The sequence below is a fragment of the Ponticoccus litoralis genome (assembly GCF_039769985.1).
Taxonomy (GTDB): Bacteria; Pseudomonadota; Alphaproteobacteria; order Rhodobacterales; family Rhodobacteraceae; genus Ponticoccus; species Ponticoccus litoralis.
On record NZ_JBDNCH010000002.1, the window covers coordinates 3060085 to 3079703 of the forward strand.

Below are 19619 nucleotides of genomic sequence, written 5' to 3' on the forward strand. Positions count from 1 at the left end.
TTAACGATTTAAGCCACACACCCGCGGAAGCAATGGGCAAACATACGCGCACCGCCTAAAGAAGTGCGAAATGATGTTTCTCTACAAGGACACCCCGTGAAACCAGCGCCTCGTGCAACCGGTGGGGCGGGGGAAGCGCATCCTGTGGCAGCGGCACGCGCGTCCCGTCGCGCAGGATCAGCCGGACCCGCACCGAAAGATCAAGCCGCGTGTCCATGCGTACACGGTCGATCCGGGCCAGCGCGACCTCTCCGGTGACCGGGCCAGAGCGCCAGCACAGGGTGCGGTCGTCCAGTGTCAGCCGGGCGCGCCGGGCCCGGGCGAAATCCCAGAGCGCGGGCAGCGTGGCCAGCAGCGCCGCCGCGACGATCGCGGGATGCGCCTGCAGCCAAAGCCGAAGCGCCAGCGCCGCAAGCCAGACCGTCAGGATGACCAGCGCCGCCCGCAGGCTGCGCCCGCTGGCCGCGTGATGCAGCGGGGGCGGGGGGCTGCCCGGGGCGAAGGCGCTCACCGCCCGCCCGCGACATCCACGATGGTGCGGGTGACGTAGGAGGCGCGTTCCGACAGCAGCCAGAGCGCGGCCTCGGCGACCTCGTCGGCGGTGCCGGGGCGGCCCAGCGGCGGCGTGTGGCCGATCTTGTCCAGCCGGTCGGGGAGGCCGCCCTTGGCGTGGATCGGGGTGTCGATCAGGCCCGGGCGGATGGCGTTCACGCGGATGCCCTCGGGCGCCAGCTCGTCCGCCAGCCCCAGCGTCAGCGAATCGATGGCCCCCTTCGAGGCGGCATAGTCGACATATTGGTTCGCCGCCCCCAGCCGCGCCGCGGCGCTGGAGATATTGACGATGGCGCCGCCCTTGCCCCAGTCGCGCATCACCGCGACCGTCTGCCGGATCACCTCGATGGCGCCGAAGACGTTGACGGCAAAGACCTGCGCGACCCGCTCTGGCGTCAGGTCCGCCAGCTTGCCGGTGGGCGCCACGATGCCGGCATTGTTCACCAGCCCGATGCGGCCCGGCTTCATCTCTGCCACCTGCGCAAAGATCTTCGCCACGGCCTTGGGGTTCGAGACATCGGCCTGCACCACATAGGCCTGCGCGCCCATGCTTTCGACCATGGCCGCCGTCTCGTCGGCCCCGGCCTTGTCATGGGCATAATGCACGACGATGCGCTGCCAGCCGTTGAAGGCCGCCATGCGCGCCGTCGCGGCGCCGATGCCGGTGCTGGCCCCGGTGACGATCAGGAGCCCGCTCATTGCGCCAGCATCCGGTCGACCATCTCGCCGGTATCCCGCGAGAGCTTCGGCTTCGCCGCGATGCGTTCCAGCGCGGCGCGCATCAGCGCGCGGCGGCCTTCGTCGTAGCGGGTCCGGGTCTGGAACACGGCGGCCATGCGCGCGGTGGTCTGCGGGTTCAGGTCGTCGAGCCGGATCAGCCAGTCGGCCAGCAGCGCGTAAGAGGCCCCGTCGGCGCGGTGGAAGGCGGCGTGATGCATGGCCAGACCGCCAAGGACGGCGCGGAAGCGGTTGGGGTTCTTCCAGTCGAAGGCCGCATGCCGGGTCAGCGCCTGCGCGCGCTCGACCGCCACATCGGGCGCCGCGGCGCCGATCTGCAGGCCGAACCACTTGTCCATGACAAGGCGGTCGTCCTGCCACTGCTCCTCGAAGGCGGCCAGCGCCTCTGCGTCGCGGCCCGCCCGCACGAGGCTGCCAAGCGCGGTCAGTTGCAGCGTCATATTGTCGGCGCTGTCGAATTGCGCCTGCGCCGCCTTGCCGCCGTCCAGCCGCGTCTGAAGCGCCAGCACACCCGCGCCAAGCGCGCGCTTGCCCACCTGTTCGGCGTCGGGGAGTAGGGGGCCTCGACGGTGGCCTCGGCGGCGAGGCGCGGCAGCAGGTCGGCCCAGCGTTCGGCGCGGAACTGCGCCAGCGTCTCGGCGGCGTTCCAGATGGCCTCCGGGTCGGGGGTGTGGCCGCGCTCGTGCAGCACGCGGGCCAGTTCGGCCTGCGAGGGCGTGCCCATCATCAGCGCGCGATAGGCCGGGTCGAGGTCGGTGTCCCGCAGCACCCGCTCCAGCCCGTCGAGCCACGCGGTGTCGGGCGTCGCGCCCTCGGTGATCATGGCGATCAGGCATTCGATCCCCAGCATCTGCGAGGCGTCCCAGCGGTTGAAGGGGTCGGTGTCATGGGCCAGCAGGAAAGCGCGTTCCTCGGCGCTGGCTTCACGCTCCATCACCACGGGGGCCGAGAAGTCGCGCAGGAGCGAGGGCACGGGCCGGGCAGAGAGCCCGTCGAAACGGAAGGACTGCTCGGCTTCGGTGATTTCCAGCAGGGTGGTGGGCACCACCTCGTCGCCGTTGGGGTTCAGCAGGCCCACGGCCATGGGGATCACCTGCGGCGCCTTATCGGGCTGGCCGGGGGTGGGCGGCGTGACCTGCCGGAAGGTCAGGGTATAGGTGCCATCGGCCCAATCCTCGGTGACGCTGACGCGCGGCGTGCCCGCCTGAGAGTACCAGCGCTTGAACTGGGTCAGGTCGCGGCCCGTCGCATCCTCGAAGACCTTCAGCCAGTCCTCGATGGTCGCCGCGTCGCCGTCGTGGCGGTCGAAATAGAGGTCCAGCGCCTTGGCATAATCCTCATCCCCGACCAGCCGCTTGAGCATGCCGATCACCTCGGCGCCCTTTTCATAGACCGTCGCGGTGTAGAAGTTGTTGATCTCCTGAAAGCTTTCGGGTCGGACCGGGTGCGCCAAAGGCCCCTGATCCTCGGGGAACTGGCGCCCGCGCATCATCTGCGCATCCTCGATCCGCTTCACCGGCGCAGAGCGCATGTCGGCGGTGAACTGCGCGTCGCGGAAGACCGTCAGCCCCTCTTTCAGACAAAGCTGGAACCAGTCGCGGCAGGTGATGCGGTTGCCGGTCCAGTTGTGGAAGTATTCATGCGCGATGATCGCCTCGATCCGCTCGAAATTGGCATCGGTCGAGGTCTCGGGCGAGGCCAGCACGCAGGAGCTGTTGAAGACGTTCAGCCCCTTGTTCTCCATCGCGCCCATGTTGAAGTCGTCCACGGCGACGATATTGAAGATGTCGAGGTCGTATTCGCGGCCATAGACATCCTCGTCCCATTTCATCGACTTCTTCAGCGCCTCCATGCCGAAGGCGCATTTGCCCTCGTCGCCGGGGCGGACCCAGATGTTCAGCTCGACATCGCGGCTCGTTCATGGTGGTGAAGCGGTCTGGGTGGTTGACCAGATCGCCCGCCACCAGCGCAAAGAGATAGGCGGGCTTGGGCCATGGGTCGTGCCACTCGGCAAAGCCCTCGCCGGTCTTTCCGGGGTTGCCGTTCGACAGCTTGACCGGCTCGCCGCCCTCGATGCGGACGGTGAAGACCGACATCACGTCGGGGCGGTCGGGGTAGAAGGTGATCTTGCGGAAGCCCTCGGCTTCGCATTGCGTGCAATACATGCCATTCGACATGTACAGGCCTTCGAGCGCGGTGTTTTTCGCGGGTGCGATCTCGACCTCGCATTCCCAGAGGAAGGGCCCGTCGGGCACCGTGCAGGTCAGACCCTCCGCCGATTGCACCGGGGACACGGTCCGGTACCGTCGATGGCCGCATGGATCAGCGTCAGATCCTCGCCGTGCAGGAAGAACTCCTGCTTCGGCGCGTCGGGGTTTGGGGCGAAGTGGATGCGGGCCAGAACCCGCGTCGCCTCTGGCGCCAGACGGAAGGTCAGGTGCACGTCCTGCACCTGCCAGCCGAAGGGTGTGTAGTCCGAAAGGTAGACGGTTTGCGGGCTGGCGTCCTTCATGGCGGTCCTCGGCGGTTTGGAACTTCGGTTTGGGCCAAGTGTTAGGCCTGCAAGTGAGCCGCTGCAATGGCTGGCACCCCGAGATGACAGGAGAGACGACATGTCTGCCCCGCAAACGAATATCGAGAAGCAAGAGCGCCGCCACCGTCCCGCTCTTGGCGGCATGACCATCGCCGCAGGCTTTGCCGCGCTGCTGTTCGTGGGCTGGATCCTCTGGGTTTTCGCGGTCGGAAATACTCCGGGTGAAAGCGAGGCAGAGCGCGTCGTGCCGGGCGCCGAGGCCGTCGAGACGCTGGACGGCCCGGTGGCGGGCGAAGGCGCAGCCGTCACGGAGTGATGGGGGTAGCGGTCCGGGTGTCGGGCGGGGGCTTCGGGTCCCCGCCGTTTGGCGTGGCATGGCCGTGAAGAAGGGTGACCTGCCACAAAAGACCTGCGCCATCTGCGGGCGCCCGTTCACGTGGCGCAAGAAGTGGGCGAAGGTCTGGGACGAAGTGCGCTATTGCTCGGACCGGTGCAGGCGGGAGCGCAGGTCGTCCGGTCAGGCAGAACGACCGTCCTCAACGCAATCTTAACGGTTCCATTAACCATCCCAACATACACTCCGATGCGTATCCTATGAGGATGCGGAAAGGAGTTTGTATGAGTGAAGATATGTATCGTTGGCTGACTGTCGCGCTGATGATCCTGACGATCCTCGTCATGATCATCCTGGCCTGACAAAAAGTCACCCCGGGGTGTTGCACCACCCCGGGGGCTCTTTAAAAAGAAGTTCGACGAGCGTCGATCTGTATCGTTCCCAACACTTACCCCAAACCACTCCGAAAATCAAGATCTGCACCGCGCGATGGTTGACGGCCCGATCTGTCATTCCGCCGCCCGCAGCGCCAGTTCCGGCTGGCGCGGATCGCTCGGGGTCTCGTCCTCCCAGATGATCTCTGGCGCAGAGACCCGCCGTGCCGCGCGGTTCAGTGCCCAGTCGCGGGCCGCCGTGCTGCTGCGGCCCAGCGACAGCCGCGCCAGCAGGCGCGCCAGCCACAGCACGTAGGTCGTGGCCCAGACCCGCACCGCCAGCAGCGAGGGCGTCACCACCAGCGTCAGTACCGTCGCGACCCCAAGGCCGAAGACCACCGCCGTCGCGAGGTTCTTCCACCACAGCGCCGTCGGGCTGTCGATCGAATAGCCGCCCGCGAAGAAGTCGAGCGACAGCCCGAACATCATCGGCGCAAGGCCTGCCATGGTGGTGATCGTGGTCAGCAGAACCGGGCGGATGCGCGCCTCTGCGGTGCGCACGATGGCCTCGATCCGGGGCATGTAGCGGCTGTATTCCTGATAAGTGTCGATCAGCACGATATTGTTGTTCACCACGATCCCCGCCAGCGCGACGATGCCGGTGCCGGTCATGATGACGCTGAAGTACTGGCCCATGACCAGCATGCCGATCAGCACGCCGGTGGTGGAGAGCACCACGGCAATCAGCACCAGCACCGCGTTGTAAAGGCTGTTGAACTGCGCCAGCAGGATGATGAACATCAGACCCAGCGCCGCACCGAAGGCAGAGGAAAGGAAGGCTTGGCTTTCCTCCTGGTCTTCCTGGTCGCCGGTCCATTCCCACTCGATGCCCGCGGGCAGGGGGGCGGTCTCCAGCCACTCGGTCAGCTGCGCGATGCGGTCGTTGGCGGTCATGGGCACCAGAGAGACACTCGCCCCCCGGTCCACCAGGCGCTGAAGCTCTGCCGCCTCGCTGTCGGAAATCCCGCGTTCCACCTGGAAGTACCGCGTTTCGACCCCGCCGCCGGAGCCACCGAACAAAGAGCCGGGTCGCGGGAAGTCCAGCGACAGATCGTAACCGCCTCCGTCCCGGGCCTGCTCTGCCGGGATCTCGCTGCCGAAGCCAAGCTCGTGCGAGACCGTGGCGGGCGCCTCTGCGCCCTCGGCCCGCTGCGGTTCCTCGTAAAAGCTGGCCTCGCGCGCGACCTCGGCGGGCATCGTGATCCGAACCGTCTTGCGGTCGGTGTTCACCCCGGCCTTGACGTCGAAATAGCGCTTCTGGTCGATGCGGTTGATCTCTGCCAGCTTTTCCACCGGCTGGCGCGTGACGAAGTTCGCCAGCGGCACAAGGCCGTCCGCCGTGCGCACCTTGAGGCTGTCCAGCGTCGACAGCACGCGGTCTTCCTCGGGCAGGCGCACGCGGATCTCGATCTCTTCGTCGGACCCGGCTGGCGTGTAGCTGTCCAGCAGGATGCCGCGCGTCACAAGCTGCACCATGGCGCCCACCACGGCCACGTCGGCGCCGAAGCGCCCGGCCTTTTCGACATCGACGTCGATCTCCCAGTCGATGCCGGGCAGGGGGCGCGTGTCCTCGATCAGGGTCAGCGCGGGCAGGGTGTCGAACCGTTCGCGCGCCGGGGCCGTGGCGGTCAGCAGGTCTTCCCAGTCGTTGCCCTTCAGACGCAGGTGAACGGGCTTGGCCGAGGCCGGGCCGCGCGCCTGTGCGAGGATCTCGATCTCGATGCCGGGGATACGCTCCAGCTTGGCGGTCAGGGCGTCGATGATGTAATCGCCGTCCAGCTGCTCCAGCGTGACCTCGTCGGGGTGTTCGCGGGCATAGGCGGCGCGGTCCTCCCATGGGATGGTCTCCAGCTGGACCTGCCCGATGGTGTCCTTGGGGGCCTGCGCCCCGCCGGTGTTGTTGTCGAGCCCGCCCTCTCCGGCAAAGGCGAAGGCGTTCAGGATGCCGGGCTGCGCCAGCACGATCTGCTCGGCGCGGTGGACGATGGCGTCCTTTTCCTGAAGCGACAGGTTGCCCCGCGCGCGGACGTAGACGATGGCCTGCTCGGGCTCGCTGTCGACGAAGAACTCGACGCCGTTGTTGTTCTCGCCGAAGTAGCTGAAGACGCTGGCGACGAAGAAGCCGACGGCGCCCAGCGTCACCAGCGGCATGACCGGATTGCCCGCGATGGCCTTGATCACGTAGCCGAAGGGCGTGCGGCGGTGGCTGCCCTCGATGCGCTTGCGGCGGCGTTGCAGGGCTGCCGCGTCCATGACCACCGAAGAGAGCACCGCGAACAGCAGGAAGGTCACGATGCCGGGCAGGCGGGCCGCCAGCCCCTCGCCCTCGACGGGGAACAGGTAGGCCGGGTTCAGCACCATCATGGCGCCCAGGAACATGCCGAAGATCATCACCGGCACCAGCGCCGCGCGCACCAGCCAGGGCGTGGCCCCGCGCAGCCAGTTGCCGGCGCGGTGGATGTTGCGCGAAAAGCGGCCCGTGACACCGCCCATGACCGGCAGGTAGATCAGCGCCACCACGAGGCTGGCGGCCAGTACGAAGATCAGCGTGACCGGCAGCATGCCCATGAACTCGCCCGCCACACCGGGCCAGAACAGCATCGGCAGGAAGGCGCAGAGCGTCGTGGCGGTGGACGAGACCACCGGCCAGAACATGCGCTTGGCGGCCTCGACATAGGCATGCATCGGCCCCGAGCCTTCAGAGATGCGCTTGTCGGCGTATTCGACCACCACGATGGCGCTGTCGACCAGCATGCCAACGGCCGGGATCAGGCCGAACATGACGATGTTGGAAATCGTCACACCCATGATCGCCAGCAGCACGAAGCACAGCAGGAAAGAGGTCGGGATGGCGAAACCCACCAGCAGCGCGGGCCGCAGCCCCAGCGAGGCCAGCACCACGATCATCACCAGCGCGATGGCGGTCAGGACCGAGCCTTCCAGCTGGCTGACCATGCTTTCCACCTGACGGCTCTGGTCGTTGGAATCGCCCACGTCCAGTACCGCCTGCAGCTCGGGCGGCCAGCCCTCGCGGGCCTCGGCGATGACCGCGCGCACGTCGGCGGCGGTGTCGATGATATTGAAGCCCTTGCGCTTGACCACCTGCAGGGCGACCGTCTGCACACCGTTGAACCGCGCGGTGCCAGTGCGGTCCTCGAAGGTCAAGTTGATGGTCGCCAGATCGCCCAGCGTCACCACGCGGTCGCCGTTCACCTTCACCGGCAGGTCGTAGACGTCGCGCGCCTCGGAGAAATTCGAGGGCACCTTCAGTGCAAAGGTGCCGTTCTCGGTCTCGACCTCGCCAGCGGCGATCAGCTGGTTGTTGTTCTGCACGACGGTGATCAGCTCGCCCGCGGTGACGTTGTAGCTTTCCAGCCGCAGCGGGTCGATCACCACTTCGAGCATCTCGTCGCGGTCGCCCGCGATCCCGGCCTCGAGCACGGAATCCAGCCCCTCGACCCGGTCCTGAAGGTCCTTGGCGACACGGTTCAGCGTGCGTTCCGGCAGGGGCCCCGACAGGTTGACGATCAGGATCGGGAATTCAGAGAAGTTGATCTCGTTGATGGAATACTGTTCCGCGCCCTCGGGGAAATCGGCCTGCGCGTTGGACATGCCGTCGCGCACGTCGGCCATGATCTTGGTCTTGTCCCAGCCGAATTCGAACTCCAGCGCCAGACCGGCATAGCTCTCGGCGGCGGTGGCGGTCATGCTCTTCAGCCCGTCGAGGTCCGACAGTTCCGATTCCATCGGCTTGACCAGCAGCGTCTCGGCGTCGCTGGCGGAGATGCCGGGGAAGGGCACCGAGACAAACAGGGCGGGGATCTCGATGTCCGGTTCGCCCTCTTTCGGCAGGCTGATGTAGGCATAGGCGCCGACCACGAGGCCCAGAACAATGAAGGCCAGCACCATGCGGGCGCGCTGCGCCGCCCAGTCGACGATCCCGGTCACTGGATGATCTCCTCGAAGCTGGGCGCGACGGGCACCCCGTCGGTGACGTATTCCTGCCCCAGCGTGATGACGTCCACGGTGTCCGGCAGGCCGGTCACCCAGACCCCTTCGCGGGTGTCGCGCAGCAGCGTGACGGGCAGGAAAGCCACGGTTTCCTCGGGTGAGACACTGCGCACGCCAAGGCGGTCGTCGTCGTCCAGCGTCAGGCTGGATTGCGCCAGCAAATGCGCGGGGGCGCCCTCGGCGGCGATGGCGATCTCGGCGGTCTGGCCGTCCCGGATCGAGAGGTCTTCGTTGTCGACAAGGATCTCGACGCGGAAGGTGCGGGTCAGCGGATCGGCAGAGCGCGAGACGAAGGTGACCTTGCCCGCCACCTCGCGGCCCGAGACCAGGCGCGCGCCCGCCTGCGCGCCATGGTCGACGCGGGCCACATCGCTTTCGGCCACGTAGCCCACGATCTTGACCGGGTTCAGCTGGATCACCGTGGCGCAGGCGCTGCCCGGCTGCATCAGGGCACCCAGCTCGGCGGTGTCGGTTTCCAGAAGCCCGGCAAAGGGGGCGTGGATCGACAGGCGCTCGATCTCTTTCTCGGCAGAGGCGATGGCGGCCTCGGCGGCCTGGATGGCGCTGAGCGCGCTTTCCTCGCCGGTCTTGGCGGATTGCACCGCGGCGGCGGCGCCTTCCAGCTGCGACTTGGCCGAGATCACGGCGGCCTTGGCGCCCTCGACGCCCGACAGGGCGCTTTCGACGGCGGCAGAGGCGCCCTCGACATCCGAGGTGGCGCTTTGCACCCCGGCCTTGGCGTTCTGGATCTGGCTTTGCGCGGCCTGCACCCCGGCCTTGGCGTTCTGGATCTGGGCCTTGGCGGCGATCACGCCCGCCTTGGCGTTGCGGATGCCGCTTTGCGCCGACTGCACGGCGGCCTTGGCGGTCTCGACCTGGCTTTTGGCGGTCTCGACCCCCGCCAGCGCGCCCTGCACCTGGCTTTTCGCGGCCTCGATGCCCGAGGCGGCGCTCTTCAGCCCCAGTTGCGCGGCCTGCACCCCGGCCCCGGCGGCCTCGAAGGCGGCCTCGGAAGCGGCCAGCCGGGTCTGCGCGGCAAAGCCGTCGCGGGCCAGCGACTGCGCGGCCTTGAGGTTGATATCGGCCTCTTTCACCCGCGCTTCGGCTTCCAGCACGCGGGCCTCGGCCTCTGGCACCCGCGCCTCGGCCTCGGCAAGCGCGGCGCGGGCGGCGGGCACGGCGGCCTGGGCCTCTTTCAGGCGCGACTGCGCGGCGGGCACGGCGGCCTGCGCCTCGGCCAGCCGGGCCTCGGCCTCGGGGACGCGGCTTTCGGCCTCTTCCAGCCGGGCCTCGACCTCGGGGACGCGGGCCTTGGCCTCGGCCAGATAGGCCTCGGATTCCGGGACGCGGGCCTTGGCCTCGGTCAGGCGGGCGGCGGCGGCGGGCACCCCGGCGCGGGCCTGGGACAGTTGCGCCTGCGTGGCGGGCACGGCGGCCTCGGCCTCGAGGATGCGGGCGCGGGCGGCGGGCAGGGCGGCCTCGGCCTCGGCGAGGCGCGCCTTGGATTCCGGCAACCGGGCCCCGGCCTCCGCCAGCCGCGCCGTGGCCTCGCGCAGCGAGACCTGCCGCGTGCCCGGGTCGATCTTGCACAGCAGCTGCCCGGCCTCGACCAGCGCCCCCCGGCGCAGCGGTTCCGAGACCACCTTGCCCGAGGTCTCGGCCCGCACCTCGACCTCGCGCAGCGCCTCTGTCTCGCCGCGCAGGACCACGGCGCTGTCGACCACCTGCGCCACCGAGCGGTGGGCCATGACGCGCACGGTGCCTTCGGGCAGCGTGTCCGCGGGTGTCTCCGCGACCGCCGCCGCGGGCTCTGCCGCCGGGTCCTCGGGCTCTGGCGTGTCGGCCCCGGCCAATGCGGCGGGCGTATTGTCCCGCGCAAAACCCAGGAGACGGTCCCGTTCCATAACGAGGCCATAAAGGACGACGGCCACAATCAGGGCCGTGATCAGGGAAACGATACGCATTCGGGTCTCATCTGTATTTCAAAAGGTCTTACGCCGGGGCGCCAATGGTGGATCATCGGGCGCGGCCCCCACCGCGTTCCCCCTCTGAACCGAATGGTTCAGTTTTTAGGGGGCTTTGCATCACCGCGCAAGCGTGCCGGTTGTCGCAACGGCACGAAACTGACAGTTTCCGACAGTATTGCCACGCAGATGCCGCGTCCGGGCGCTTTTTCGATGTGGTCTGCGAGCGATTCCGCCGTGGACCGGGGCGCCGGAGATGACCGCTTGGCACCCGCCGCCCGCCTGTGTAAGAGGGGGCAAACCGCGCCAGAGGGAGGCCAAAGGGTGAGCGACACCGACAGTTTCATCGACGAGGTCACCGAAGAGGTCAAACGCGACAAGCTCTTCGCGGCAATGCGCAAATACGGCTGGATCGCGGTGGCGCTGGTGCTGCTGATCGTCGGCGGAACCGCCTGGCGCGAGTTCCGCATCGCCTCGGAAGAGCGCGCGGCGCAGAGCTTTGGTGACGAGATTCTCGCGGCACTGGACGAAGGCGACGAGGCCGCGCGCATCGCGGCGCTGGAAGGCGTCGAGGGCGGCGCGACCGGGGCCGAGGCCATCCTGCAGATGCTGATCGCCGCCGAAGAGGGCAGCGCCGGCAATGATGCCGAGGCCGTGGCCCGCCTGCAGGCGGTGGCCGACAATACCGAGGTGCCGTCGATCTACCGCCAGATCGCCCGCTACAAGGCGCTGACCCGCGGGGCCGAGGTGGTTTCGCTGGAAGACCGCCGCAGCGGGTTCGAGGCGCTGGCCGTCGCGGGGCAGCCGCTGCGCCTGCTGGCCGAGGAACAGCTGGCCCTGATCGAGGTCGAGGCGGGCGATGCCGAGGCCGCGCAGGCGCGCCTGACACGCATCATCGAGGATGCAGAGGTGACGGCGGGCTTGCGCCGCAGGGCGTCTCAGTTGATTGTGGCGCTGGGTGGCACGGTTCCCGAAAGCTGATCGCAGCGCAACCGGGAACGAGAGGCAAGAGGGCAGAACACGATGGCTTTGCACAAGGCGATGATCCTGACGACGCTTGGCGCATTGGCGCTGGCGGGCTGCACCGAACGCGACACGGTTCTGGGCGGCGAGCGCCTGAACGTGCGCGACGTGCTTCAGACCCGTGGTGGCGGCGATATCGACACCCCCGGGCCGAATGTCGCCCGGGCCATCGCGCTTCCGGGCCAGAACGCCAGCGCCTCCTGGGCGCAAAGCGGTGTCTCGCCGCACGCGCGGGTGACCAATGCGGCCTTCTCGGGGCGCTTCCAGCCGGTCTTTGCCACCTCGATCGGGCGCGGCGACACGCGGCGCAACCGGCTGAACGTCGACCCGGTGGTCGGCGGCGACCGCGTCTTCACGATGGATTCCGCCCATGTCGTGCGGGCCACCTCGACCGGTGGCGGCACGCTGTGGGAACATGACCTGACGCCGCTGCGCGACAAGGCGATCCAGGCGCAGGGCGGCGGTCTGGCGGTCAGCGACCGGGCGCTTTACGTCTCTTCGGGCTTCGGCATGCTGGTGGCGCTGGACCCGGCGACGGGGCGCGAGCTCTGGAAGCAGGATCTGGGCAATACCGCCACCGGTGCGCCGTCCTACCGCGATGGCGTGGTCTATGTGACATCGGGCGATCAGACCGGCTGGGCGCTGGAGGCCGATTCCGGGCGCGTGCGCTGGCAGATCGACGGGGCCGAGAACATCAACAACGTCGCGGGGGCGCCCGCCCCGGCGATCGGCGACACGCATGTGATCTTCTCCTTCGGCAGCGGAACCCTGCAGGGCGCGCTGCGGCAGGGCGGGCTGCGGGTCTGGAACGCCGACATTCTCGGGCGCCGCAACGGCTTTGCCATCTCCACCGTGAACGACATCACCGGCGACCCGCTGATCGCGGGCGAGACGGTCTTTGCGGGCAACCACGCCGGTCGCGTCGTGGCGCTGGGGCTGTACAACGGCGAACGCAAGTGGACGGCCCGCGAGGGCGCGCTGGGGCCGCTCTGGCCGGCGGGCGACTCCGTCTTCTTCGTCTCGGACCGCAACCAGTTGATCCGGCTGGACGCGGCGACCGGCGAGCAGGTCTGGGCGGTCGACCTTCCGGGCTACAAGACCAAGCGCAACCCCAACAAGCGCCGCAGCGAAGCCTATGCCAACCTCGGCCCGATCCTCGCGGGCAACCGGCTGATCGTGGCGGGCTCGGACGGCTATCTGCGGGCCTTCGCGCCCGAAAGCGGCGCCCTGGTGGGCAGCGTGCCCATCGACGGCGGCGCGACGACGCGGCCCGTGGTCGCGGGGGGCACGCTCTACGTCGTCTCCGGCAAGGGCGTCCTGCACGCATATCGGTGAGGTAAAGCGCCTTCGAAGGCGCTTTTTCAAAGGCCCTGCGCAGGGCCTTTTGCCGCCCCGGGGCGACAGGTGCGCGCGGGTGGTTCCCTCGTGCGTGGAAATGCGCTAAGCGGCGGGTCTGATCCGCCGGAGCGCCGCATGTCCTTCTCTCTCGCCATCGCCTACCGCCCCAATGTGGGCAAGTCGACGCTCTTCAACCGCCTCGTGGGCAAGCGCCTTGCGCTGGTCGACGACCAGCCCGGAGTCACCCGCGACCTGCGCGAGGGCGAGGCCCGGCTGGCCGACCTGCGCTTCACCGTCATCGACACCGCCGGTCTGGAGAACGAGACCGACGACTCGCTGCCCGCCCGGATGCGCCGCCTGACCGAGCGTGCCGTGGAAGAGGCGGATATCTGCCTGTTCCTGATCGACGCCCGCGCGGGCATCCTGCCCGACGACGAGGTCTTTGCCGAGATCCTGCGCCGCCGCGCCGGGCACGTCATCCTTGCCGCCAACAAGGCCGAGGGGCCTACCGCGGACGGCGGCGTGATCGAGGCCTATTCGCTGGGCCTGGGAGAGCCGATCCGGCTGTCGGCGGAACACGGGCAGGGGCTGGACGAGCTGTACCAGGTGCTGCTGCCGCTGTCGGACGGCTTCGAGGCGCGGGCCGCGGAAGAGGCGCCCGAGACGAACGTGGCCGTGCCCGACGAGATCGACGAGGATGACGATCTCGGTCCCGATGCCGACGCCGACAAAGCCCCTGCAGGTGGCGGTCGTCTACCGCCCGAATGCCGGGAAGTCAACGCTGGTGAACAAGATCCTCGGCGAAGAGCGGCTGTTGACCGGGCCGGAGGCCGGGATCACGCGGGACGCGATCTCGGTGCGGATGGACTGGGGCGGGGTGCCGATGCGCATCTTCGACACCGCCGGCATGCGCCGCCGCGCCAAGGTGCAGGAAAAGCTGGAGAAGCTGTCGGTCTCGGACGGCATCCGCGCGGTGAAATTCGCCGAGGTGGTGGTGGTTCTTCTGGACGCGGCCATTCCCTTCGAGGTGCAGGACCTGAAGATTGCCGACCTGGCCGAGCGCGAAGGCCGCGCCGTGGTCGTGGCGGTGAACAAATGGGACGCCGAGGACCACAAGCAGGACAAGCTGCGCGAGCTGCGCGAGGCCTTCGAGCGGCTCTTGCCGCAGCTGCGCGGGGCGCCGCTGGTGACGGTCTCGGCGCGCACGGGCAAGGGGCTCGACCGGCTTCAGGCGGCGGTGATGCAGGCCTACACGGTCTGGAACCGGCGGGTGTCCACCGGGCAGCTGAACCGCTGGCTGGAGAGCATGGTGCAGAGGCATCCGCCCCCCGCACCGCAAGGCCGCCGCATCAAGCTGCGCTACATGACCCAGGCCAAGACGCGCGTCGCCGGGATTCGTGGTGATGTGTTCGCATCCCGACAAGCTGCCGGAGAGCTACTCGCGCTTCCTCGGTGAACGGGCTGCGCGAGGACTTCGACATGCCGGGCACGCCGATCCGCCTGACCATGCGCGGGCAGGGCGACCGCAACCCCTACAAGGGGCGGCGCGAGAAGAACGCGGGCGCGCTGAAGAAGCATCTGGGCAAGCTGCCGAAGAAGAAGGACTGAGCGGTCCGCAGCAGGGGCAGCACAGAGCGAAACCTGCGGGGCGCCTGCGGCGCGCTCTCACTCTTGGGGGCTTTGGCCCCCAAACCCCCGCTTCGGGGCTCTGCCCCGCGCGCCATGCGCGCGCCCCGAGGGTATTTGGGGACCAGAGAAGCAGGGGAGGCTTTCGGGGCACGGGGTCCGGTGTCGGCGCGGCCCGGTCGAGGGCTTAGCCGTCGCCCCCTGTGGTGTGCAGCGGGCCGTCGGCCATGATCCTGTAGAAAACCCGTGTCGCTCCACTGCAGGGTCAGCGTGTGGCCGTGGCTGAGCCCGGCGCGGCGGAAGCGCTCGGCGCGGATGGTCCGGGCGTGGTTGCGGTCGGGGGCGCCCTCGGCGCGGGGCAGGTTGCCGTTGCAGGACGAGGCTTCGGGGGCGGCCCTTGCCGGTTTCGGAGCCGACGGGGCCCGGCGTCTGGGCGAGACCGGGCATGGGCACCGGAAGGGCGGGGGCGAGACAGGGGCCGTGCGACCCATCCCCTGGCGGGCAATCGCGGCCAGGGTCGTGGGGCTTTGTGCCCGCGCCTATTCCGTGTCGGTGGCGCGCAGGCTGAGGATTGCCAGGATGCCGAGCAGCGAGAGCCCGGCCACGGCGGCATTGAAGGGCTGCATGTTCTCGACGATCACGCCGACCAGCGCCCAGATCACGGTGATGCCGTATTCCGGCGCCCGGTGCAGGCGGTATTGCACTGTGACGGCGATCACCACCGCCACCAGCAGCGACAGAAGCGCCGCCGGGGTCGGCGGCAGCCAGCCGTAGCCGCCCAGCACCACGCCGAGCGCCACGCAGGCGGCCGCCGTCAGCCAGCCCGCCAGCACCGCGACCGGGGCCTGTTGCAGCCAGCGGTCGGTGTCGCCCACGCGGAACAGCGCCGTGAGCGCACCGGCCAGCATCAGCCAGATCAGCAGGGTGGCCCCCAGCGGGGTCAGCACCGCCACCGGCAGCCATGTGGCCCCCAGCGCCAGCGTTGCGAAAAGCGCCGGTCGCATCGGCGTCCAGTCGATGTCGTCGCTTCGGCGCAGCAGGCCGAAGAGGGTGCTGGCGATCAGCCAGGCGTAGATCAGGCCCCAGATGGCGAAGGCGTAGCCCGCGGGCTGGACCGGCGGTTCCTCGATCTGTACCGGGAACTGGCCCGGCTCGAAGCCGCCGAAGCCGGGAACAAGCAGCGGCGCGGCCGCGAAGGCCAGCGCCGCGAGCAGGCAGCCGAGCGCCCAGAGGCGCGCGCGCGTTCCGCTCATGCCAGCGTCCCCTCGGCGGTGAGCCGGGTCCTGCCGCCAAGGTAGGGGTGCAGCACCGCGGGCAGCTCGACCGAGCCATCCGCCTGCTGGCCGTTTTCCAGCACCGCGATCAGGCAGCGGCCCACGGCGAGGCCCGAGCCGTTCAGGGTGTGGACGAAGTCGGGCTTGCCGCCGGCCTCCTTGAAGCGGGCGTTCATGCGCCGCGCACTGGAAGTCGCCGCAGACCGAGACCGAAGAGATCTCGCGGTAGCTGTCCTGGCCGGGCAGCCAGACCTCGATGTCATGGGTGCGGCGCGCGCCGAAGCCCATGTCGCCGGTGCAGAGGACAACGGTGCGGTAGGGCAGGCCGAGCGCCTCGAGGATGCCTTCGGCGCAGGCGGTCATGCGGTCGTGTTCCGCGCGGCTGTCCTCGGGTCGGGTGATCGAGACCATCTCGACCTTCTCGAACTGGTGTTGGCGCAGCATGCCCGCCGTGTCGCGGCCCGCGCTGCCCGCCTCGGAGCGGAAGCACTGCGTATGGGCGACGTAGCGGCGGGGCAGGCTGTCGGCCTCGACCGTTTCGCCGTTGACGATGTTGGTCAGCGTCACCTCTGCGGTGGGCACCAGCCACCAGCCATTGGTGGTCTCGTAGCTGTCCTCGCCGAACTTGGGCAGCTGGCCGGTGCCATACATCATCTCGGGGCGCACCAGCACCGGTGTCCATGTCTCGGTCAGGCCGTTGGTGTCGACATGGGTGTCCAGCATGAACTGCGCCAGCGCGCGGTGGATGCGGGCGACGCCGTGCTGCAGCACCATGAAGCGCGCGCCGGACAGTTTCGCGGCGGTCTCGAAATCCATGCCGGGCACCACGCCCGCGATCTCGTAGTGTTCCTTCGGGGTGAAGTCGAAGGCGCGCGGTTCGCCCCAGCGTTTGACCTCGACGTTGTCGGCCTCGTCGGCGCCGTCGGGCACGTCGTCGAAGGGCAGGTTCGGCAGGCCCATCAGCAGCTCTGTCAGCTGGGTGTCCAGCGCCTTGGCGCGGTCCTGCATGGCGCCGACCTCGGCCTTTTTCTCGCCCACCAGCGCGCGCAGGCGTTCGAATTCGGCCTCGTCGCCCTTGGCCTTGGCGGCGCCCACGTCCTTGGCGGCGCGCTTCTGGTCGGCCTGTGCCGTTTCGGCGGCGTGGATCGCCGTCCGGCGCGCCTCGTCCAGCGCCAGCACCTCGGAGGACATCGGCGCGGCGCCCCGGCGCGAGAGGGCGGCATCAAAGGCAGCGGGATTGTCGCGGATTGCGCGGATGTCGTGCATCGTATCCTCCGAAAGTCTGGCGCGAGTCGCGGGACTTATGCCCTATCCGATCAACGGAGGGTAGGGCCTCGGGTCATGCCGGCCACCGGACAGGGCAGGCTTTTTGTCCCGCGCCGCTCGGGCAGAGGCGGCGATGATCGCGGCGGTTGTGGTCCGGCATGCGGGGGCGGCGGATCCGCATCCCCGAAGAGCGCAAGGCCCGGCTGGCCGGGGCAAGGGCCGCCACCCGGCCACCCGCGCGGCGCCGCCGCCGCGCGGGTGGCGGTGGACCGCAGGGGGGCCGGTCTGTACAGGAGACACATCCGCGGGTTGCGCCGGCCGCGGCCCGCAGAGGTCGTGACGCAGCGTTCCGCCCGGACGGACAAGGCGGGGGCGCCCGCCCGGGCAATGGCGCCCTGCCTCAAAACGCCCCGCGCGCCTTGCATCCGGCCTGCGGCGCGCATAGGTTCCGCGCGACTTCGCTCCGGGGATCTTCCGCGCGGCGACAGACGTTCAAGACCCACAAAGGAGCACCCCTATGGATCCCGCCGCACTCGGCCAGTTCGTCCCGCTTATCCTGATTTTCGTCATCATGTGGTTCCTGCTGATCCGTCCCCAGCAGAAGAAGATCAAGGACCACCAGAAAATGGTCGAGGCGCTGCGCCGGGGCGATCAGGTGGTGACCCAGGGTGGCATCATCGGCAAGGTGTCGAAGGTCAAGGACAACAACGAGATCGAGGTCGAGGTCGCCGAGGGCGTGCGCCTTCGCGTGGTCAAGTCGACCGTCGCGCAGGTCCTGTCCAAGACCGAGCCCGCCGAGGGCTGAGGCCCTTTCGCGGACCTGACCAAGCCAAGCCCGAGACCTGCCCGAAAAGGGGCCTTCGATGCTGCAAATCGACACCTGGAAGCGCGTGCTGATCTGGTCGACCCTTGTGGTCGGGATCGCCTTTGCCGCGCCCAACCTGTTCTATGGCCGCGTCGAGGGCCACAATGACGCCGTGAAGGCCATCGAGGCCGGCGCCGACACCTCTGAAAACCGCGAGGCGGCGTCGGCCTGGCCCTCGTGGATGCCGTCGGGGCTGGTCAACCTCGGGCTCGACCTGAGGGGGGCGCGCATCTTCTGGCCGAGGTACGGGTCTCGGACGTCTATGCCGCCCGGATGGAGTCGCTTTGGCCCGAGGTCCGCGACGTCCTGCGGGACGAGCGCGCCACGGTCGGCACCATCCGCCTTCAGGACGGGCCGCCCGACGAGCTGCGCGTGCGCATCTCGAACCCCGAGGGCATGGAACGTGCCATCGAACTGGTGCGCGGGCTGTCCACCCCGGTGGTTTCGCTGACCGGGCAGGGGACACGGGACATCGAGGTCTCCGGCGACGGGTCGGACCTTGTCGTCACCCTCTCCGAGGCAGAGCGGCAGGCCATCGACGAACGCACCCTGCAACAGACGCTGGAGATCGTCCGCCGCCGCATCGACGAGGTCGGCACGCGCGAACCGACGATCCAGCGGCAGGGCGGCGACCGCGTGCTGATCCAGGTGCCGGGGCTGGGTTCTGCCCGAGGAACTGAAGGACCTGATCGGCACCACCGCGCAGCTGACCTTCCAGCCGGTTGTCAGCCGCACCGGCAGCGCAAACGACAATCCCGGCGTCGGCAACGAAGTTGTGCCCTCGCTGGATGAAGAGGGCGTCTATTACATCCTCGAACAGGCGCCCGTCGTCACCGGCGAGGAACTGGTCGACGCGCGCCCCGACTTCGACCAGAACGGGCGCCCGGCGGTCTCTTTCCGCTTCAACCCCTCGGGCGGGCGCAAGTTCGGCGACTACACGGCGGCCAATATCGGCAGCCCCTTCGCCATCGTGCTCGACAACGAGGTGATCTCGGCCCCGGTCATCCAGAGCCATATCTCGGGCGGGTCGGGCATCATCACCGGCAATTTCACCGTCGAGGAATCGACGAACCTTGCGGTCTTGCTGCGCGCGGGCGCGCTGCCCGCCGGGCTCGACTTCCTCGAAGAGCGCACCATCGGCCCGGAACTGGGGCAGGACAGCATCGACGCGGGCAAGATCGCCACCATGGTGGCCTTCGCGGCGGTGCTGGTCTTCATGGTGCTTAGCTACGGGCTGTTCGGGCTGTTTGCCAATATCGCGCTGATCCTGAACATCGGCCTGCTCTTCGGCTTCCTGTCCAGCTTCGGCGCCACGCTGACCCTGCCGGGGATCGCGGGCATCGTGCTGACGGTCGGCATGGCGGTGGACGCCAACGTGCTGGTCTTCGAGCGGATCCGCGAGGAACTGAAGACCGCGCGCGGCCCGGCCCGCGCCATCGAACTGGGCTATGAAAAGGCGCTCTCGGCCATTGTCGATGCCAATATCACCACCTTCATCACCGCCGTGATCCTTTACGTCATGGGTGCCGGTCCGGTGCGCGGCTTTGCCGTGACACTGGGCGTGGGCATCCTGACCTCGGTCTTCACGGCGATCTTCGTGACGCGGCTGCTGATCGTGATGTGGTTCGAACGCCGCCGCCCCAAGACGATCGAGGTGTGAG

At 68.7% G+C, this 19619-nt stretch carries 11 protein-coding genes and 5 pseudogenes; 7 read left to right on the top strand and 9 right to left on the bottom strand.

The window, feature by feature from the left end; genetic code table 11:
* Window positions 1-55: 55 nt before the first annotated feature.
* The 5 genes and pseudogenes from ABFB10_RS16195 to ABFB10_RS24220 all read right to left on the bottom strand — a co-directional run bounded on the left by ABFB10_RS16195 (window position 56) and on the right by ABFB10_RS24220 (window position 3802).
* A complete protein-coding gene (locus tag ABFB10_RS16195) occupies window positions 56-511 on the bottom strand; it encodes a hypothetical protein (RefSeq protein ID WP_347167291.1) in 456 nt (151 codons plus the stop codon).
* Window positions 508-1251: an SDR family oxidoreductase gene (locus tag ABFB10_RS16200; RefSeq protein ID WP_347167292.1), complete on the bottom strand. Its 744-nt coding sequence runs from the start codon at window positions 1249-1251 to the stop codon at window positions 508-510. Before ABFB10_RS16200 ends, ABFB10_RS16195 begins: the two co-directional genes overlap by 4 nt.
* Window positions 1248-3142 (bottom strand): annotated as a pseudogene (pepN, locus tag ABFB10_RS16205) (aminopeptidase N). Before pepN ends, ABFB10_RS16200 begins: the two are co-directional and overlap by 4 nt.
* A gap of 181 nt (window positions 3143-3323) precedes the next feature.
* A pseudogene (locus ABFB10_RS24215) lies at window positions 3324-3467 on the bottom strand (hypothetical protein); the annotation flags it as partial.
* Window positions 3468-3553: 86 nt separating this feature from the next.
* Window positions 3554-3802 (bottom strand): hypothetical protein, encoded by a 249-nt coding sequence (locus tag ABFB10_RS24220; RefSeq protein WP_430523024.1) that lies wholly within the window; start codon window positions 3800-3802, stop codon window positions 3554-3556.
* 100 nt (window positions 3803-3902) lie between these two features.
* Here ABFB10_RS24220 and ABFB10_RS16210 point away from each other — a divergent pair, with 100 nt between their 5' ends.
* A complete protein-coding gene (locus ABFB10_RS16210; RefSeq protein ID WP_347167293.1) occupies window positions 3903-4139 on the top strand; it encodes a hypothetical protein in 237 nt (78 codons plus the stop codon).
* Between the two features lie 58 nt (window positions 4140-4197).
* Complete coding sequence (locus ABFB10_RS16215; RefSeq protein WP_347167294.1) at window positions 4198-4374, top strand: DUF2256 domain-containing protein; 177 nt, start codon at window positions 4198-4200, stop codon at window positions 4372-4374.
* Window positions 4375-4666: 292 nt separating this feature from the next.
* On the opposite strand, the gene ABFB10_RS16220 is transcribed toward ABFB10_RS16215, so the two are convergent.
* Both ABFB10_RS16220 and ABFB10_RS16225 read right to left on the bottom strand, forming a co-directional pair.
* Complete coding sequence (locus ABFB10_RS16220; RefSeq protein WP_347167295.1) at window positions 4667-8539, bottom strand: efflux RND transporter permease subunit; 3873 nt, start codon at window positions 8537-8539, stop codon at window positions 4667-4669.
* Window positions 8536-10566 (bottom strand): efflux RND transporter periplasmic adaptor subunit, encoded by a 2031-nt coding sequence (locus ABFB10_RS16225; RefSeq protein ID WP_347167296.1) that lies wholly within the window; start codon window positions 10564-10566, stop codon window positions 8536-8538. The genes ABFB10_RS16220 and ABFB10_RS16225 overlap by 4 nt, the downstream gene beginning before the upstream one ends.
* A 324-nt stretch (window positions 10567-10890) precedes the next feature.
* Between ABFB10_RS16225 and ABFB10_RS16230 the strand changes: the two genes are divergently transcribed.
* The 3 genes and pseudogenes from ABFB10_RS16230 to der all read left to right on the top strand — a co-directional run bounded on the left by ABFB10_RS16230 (window position 10891) and on the right by der (window position 14535).
* Complete coding sequence (locus tag ABFB10_RS16230; protein WP_347167297.1) at window positions 10891-11547, top strand: tetratricopeptide repeat protein; 657 nt, start codon at window positions 10891-10893, stop codon at window positions 11545-11547.
* Between the two features lie 42 nt (window positions 11548-11589).
* On the top strand, window positions 11590-12924 hold the full coding sequence (locus tag ABFB10_RS16235; protein ID WP_347167298.1) for an outer membrane protein assembly factor BamB family protein: 1335 nt from the start codon (window positions 11590-11592) through the stop codon (window positions 12922-12924).
* Between the two features lie 138 nt (window positions 12925-13062).
* Window positions 13063-14535, top strand: a pseudogene (gene der / locus ABFB10_RS16240) (ribosome biogenesis GTPase Der).
* Between the two features lie 557 nt (window positions 14536-15092).
* Here der and ABFB10_RS16245 read toward each other — a convergent pair.
* Both ABFB10_RS16245 and serS read right to left on the bottom strand, forming a co-directional pair.
* A complete protein-coding gene (locus ABFB10_RS16245; RefSeq protein WP_347167299.1) occupies window positions 15093-15806 on the bottom strand; it encodes a hypothetical protein in 714 nt (237 codons plus the stop codon).
* Window positions 15803-17093 (bottom strand): annotated as a pseudogene (gene serS / locus ABFB10_RS16250) (serine--tRNA ligase). The gene ABFB10_RS16245 and the pseudogene serS overlap by 4 nt, the downstream one beginning before the upstream one ends.
* Before the next feature lie 517 nt (window positions 17094-17610).
* Here serS and yajC point away from each other — a divergent pair.
* Together yajC and secD are read left to right on the top strand one after the other, a co-directional pair.
* A complete protein-coding gene (gene yajC / locus ABFB10_RS16255; protein ID WP_206563378.1) occupies window positions 17611-17898 on the top strand; it encodes a preprotein translocase subunit YajC in 288 nt (95 codons plus the stop codon).
* A 58-nt stretch (window positions 17899-17956) separates the two neighbouring features.
* Window positions 17957-19618: pseudogene (secD, locus tag ABFB10_RS16260) on the top strand (protein translocase subunit SecD).
* Window position 19619 lies beyond the last annotated feature (1 nt).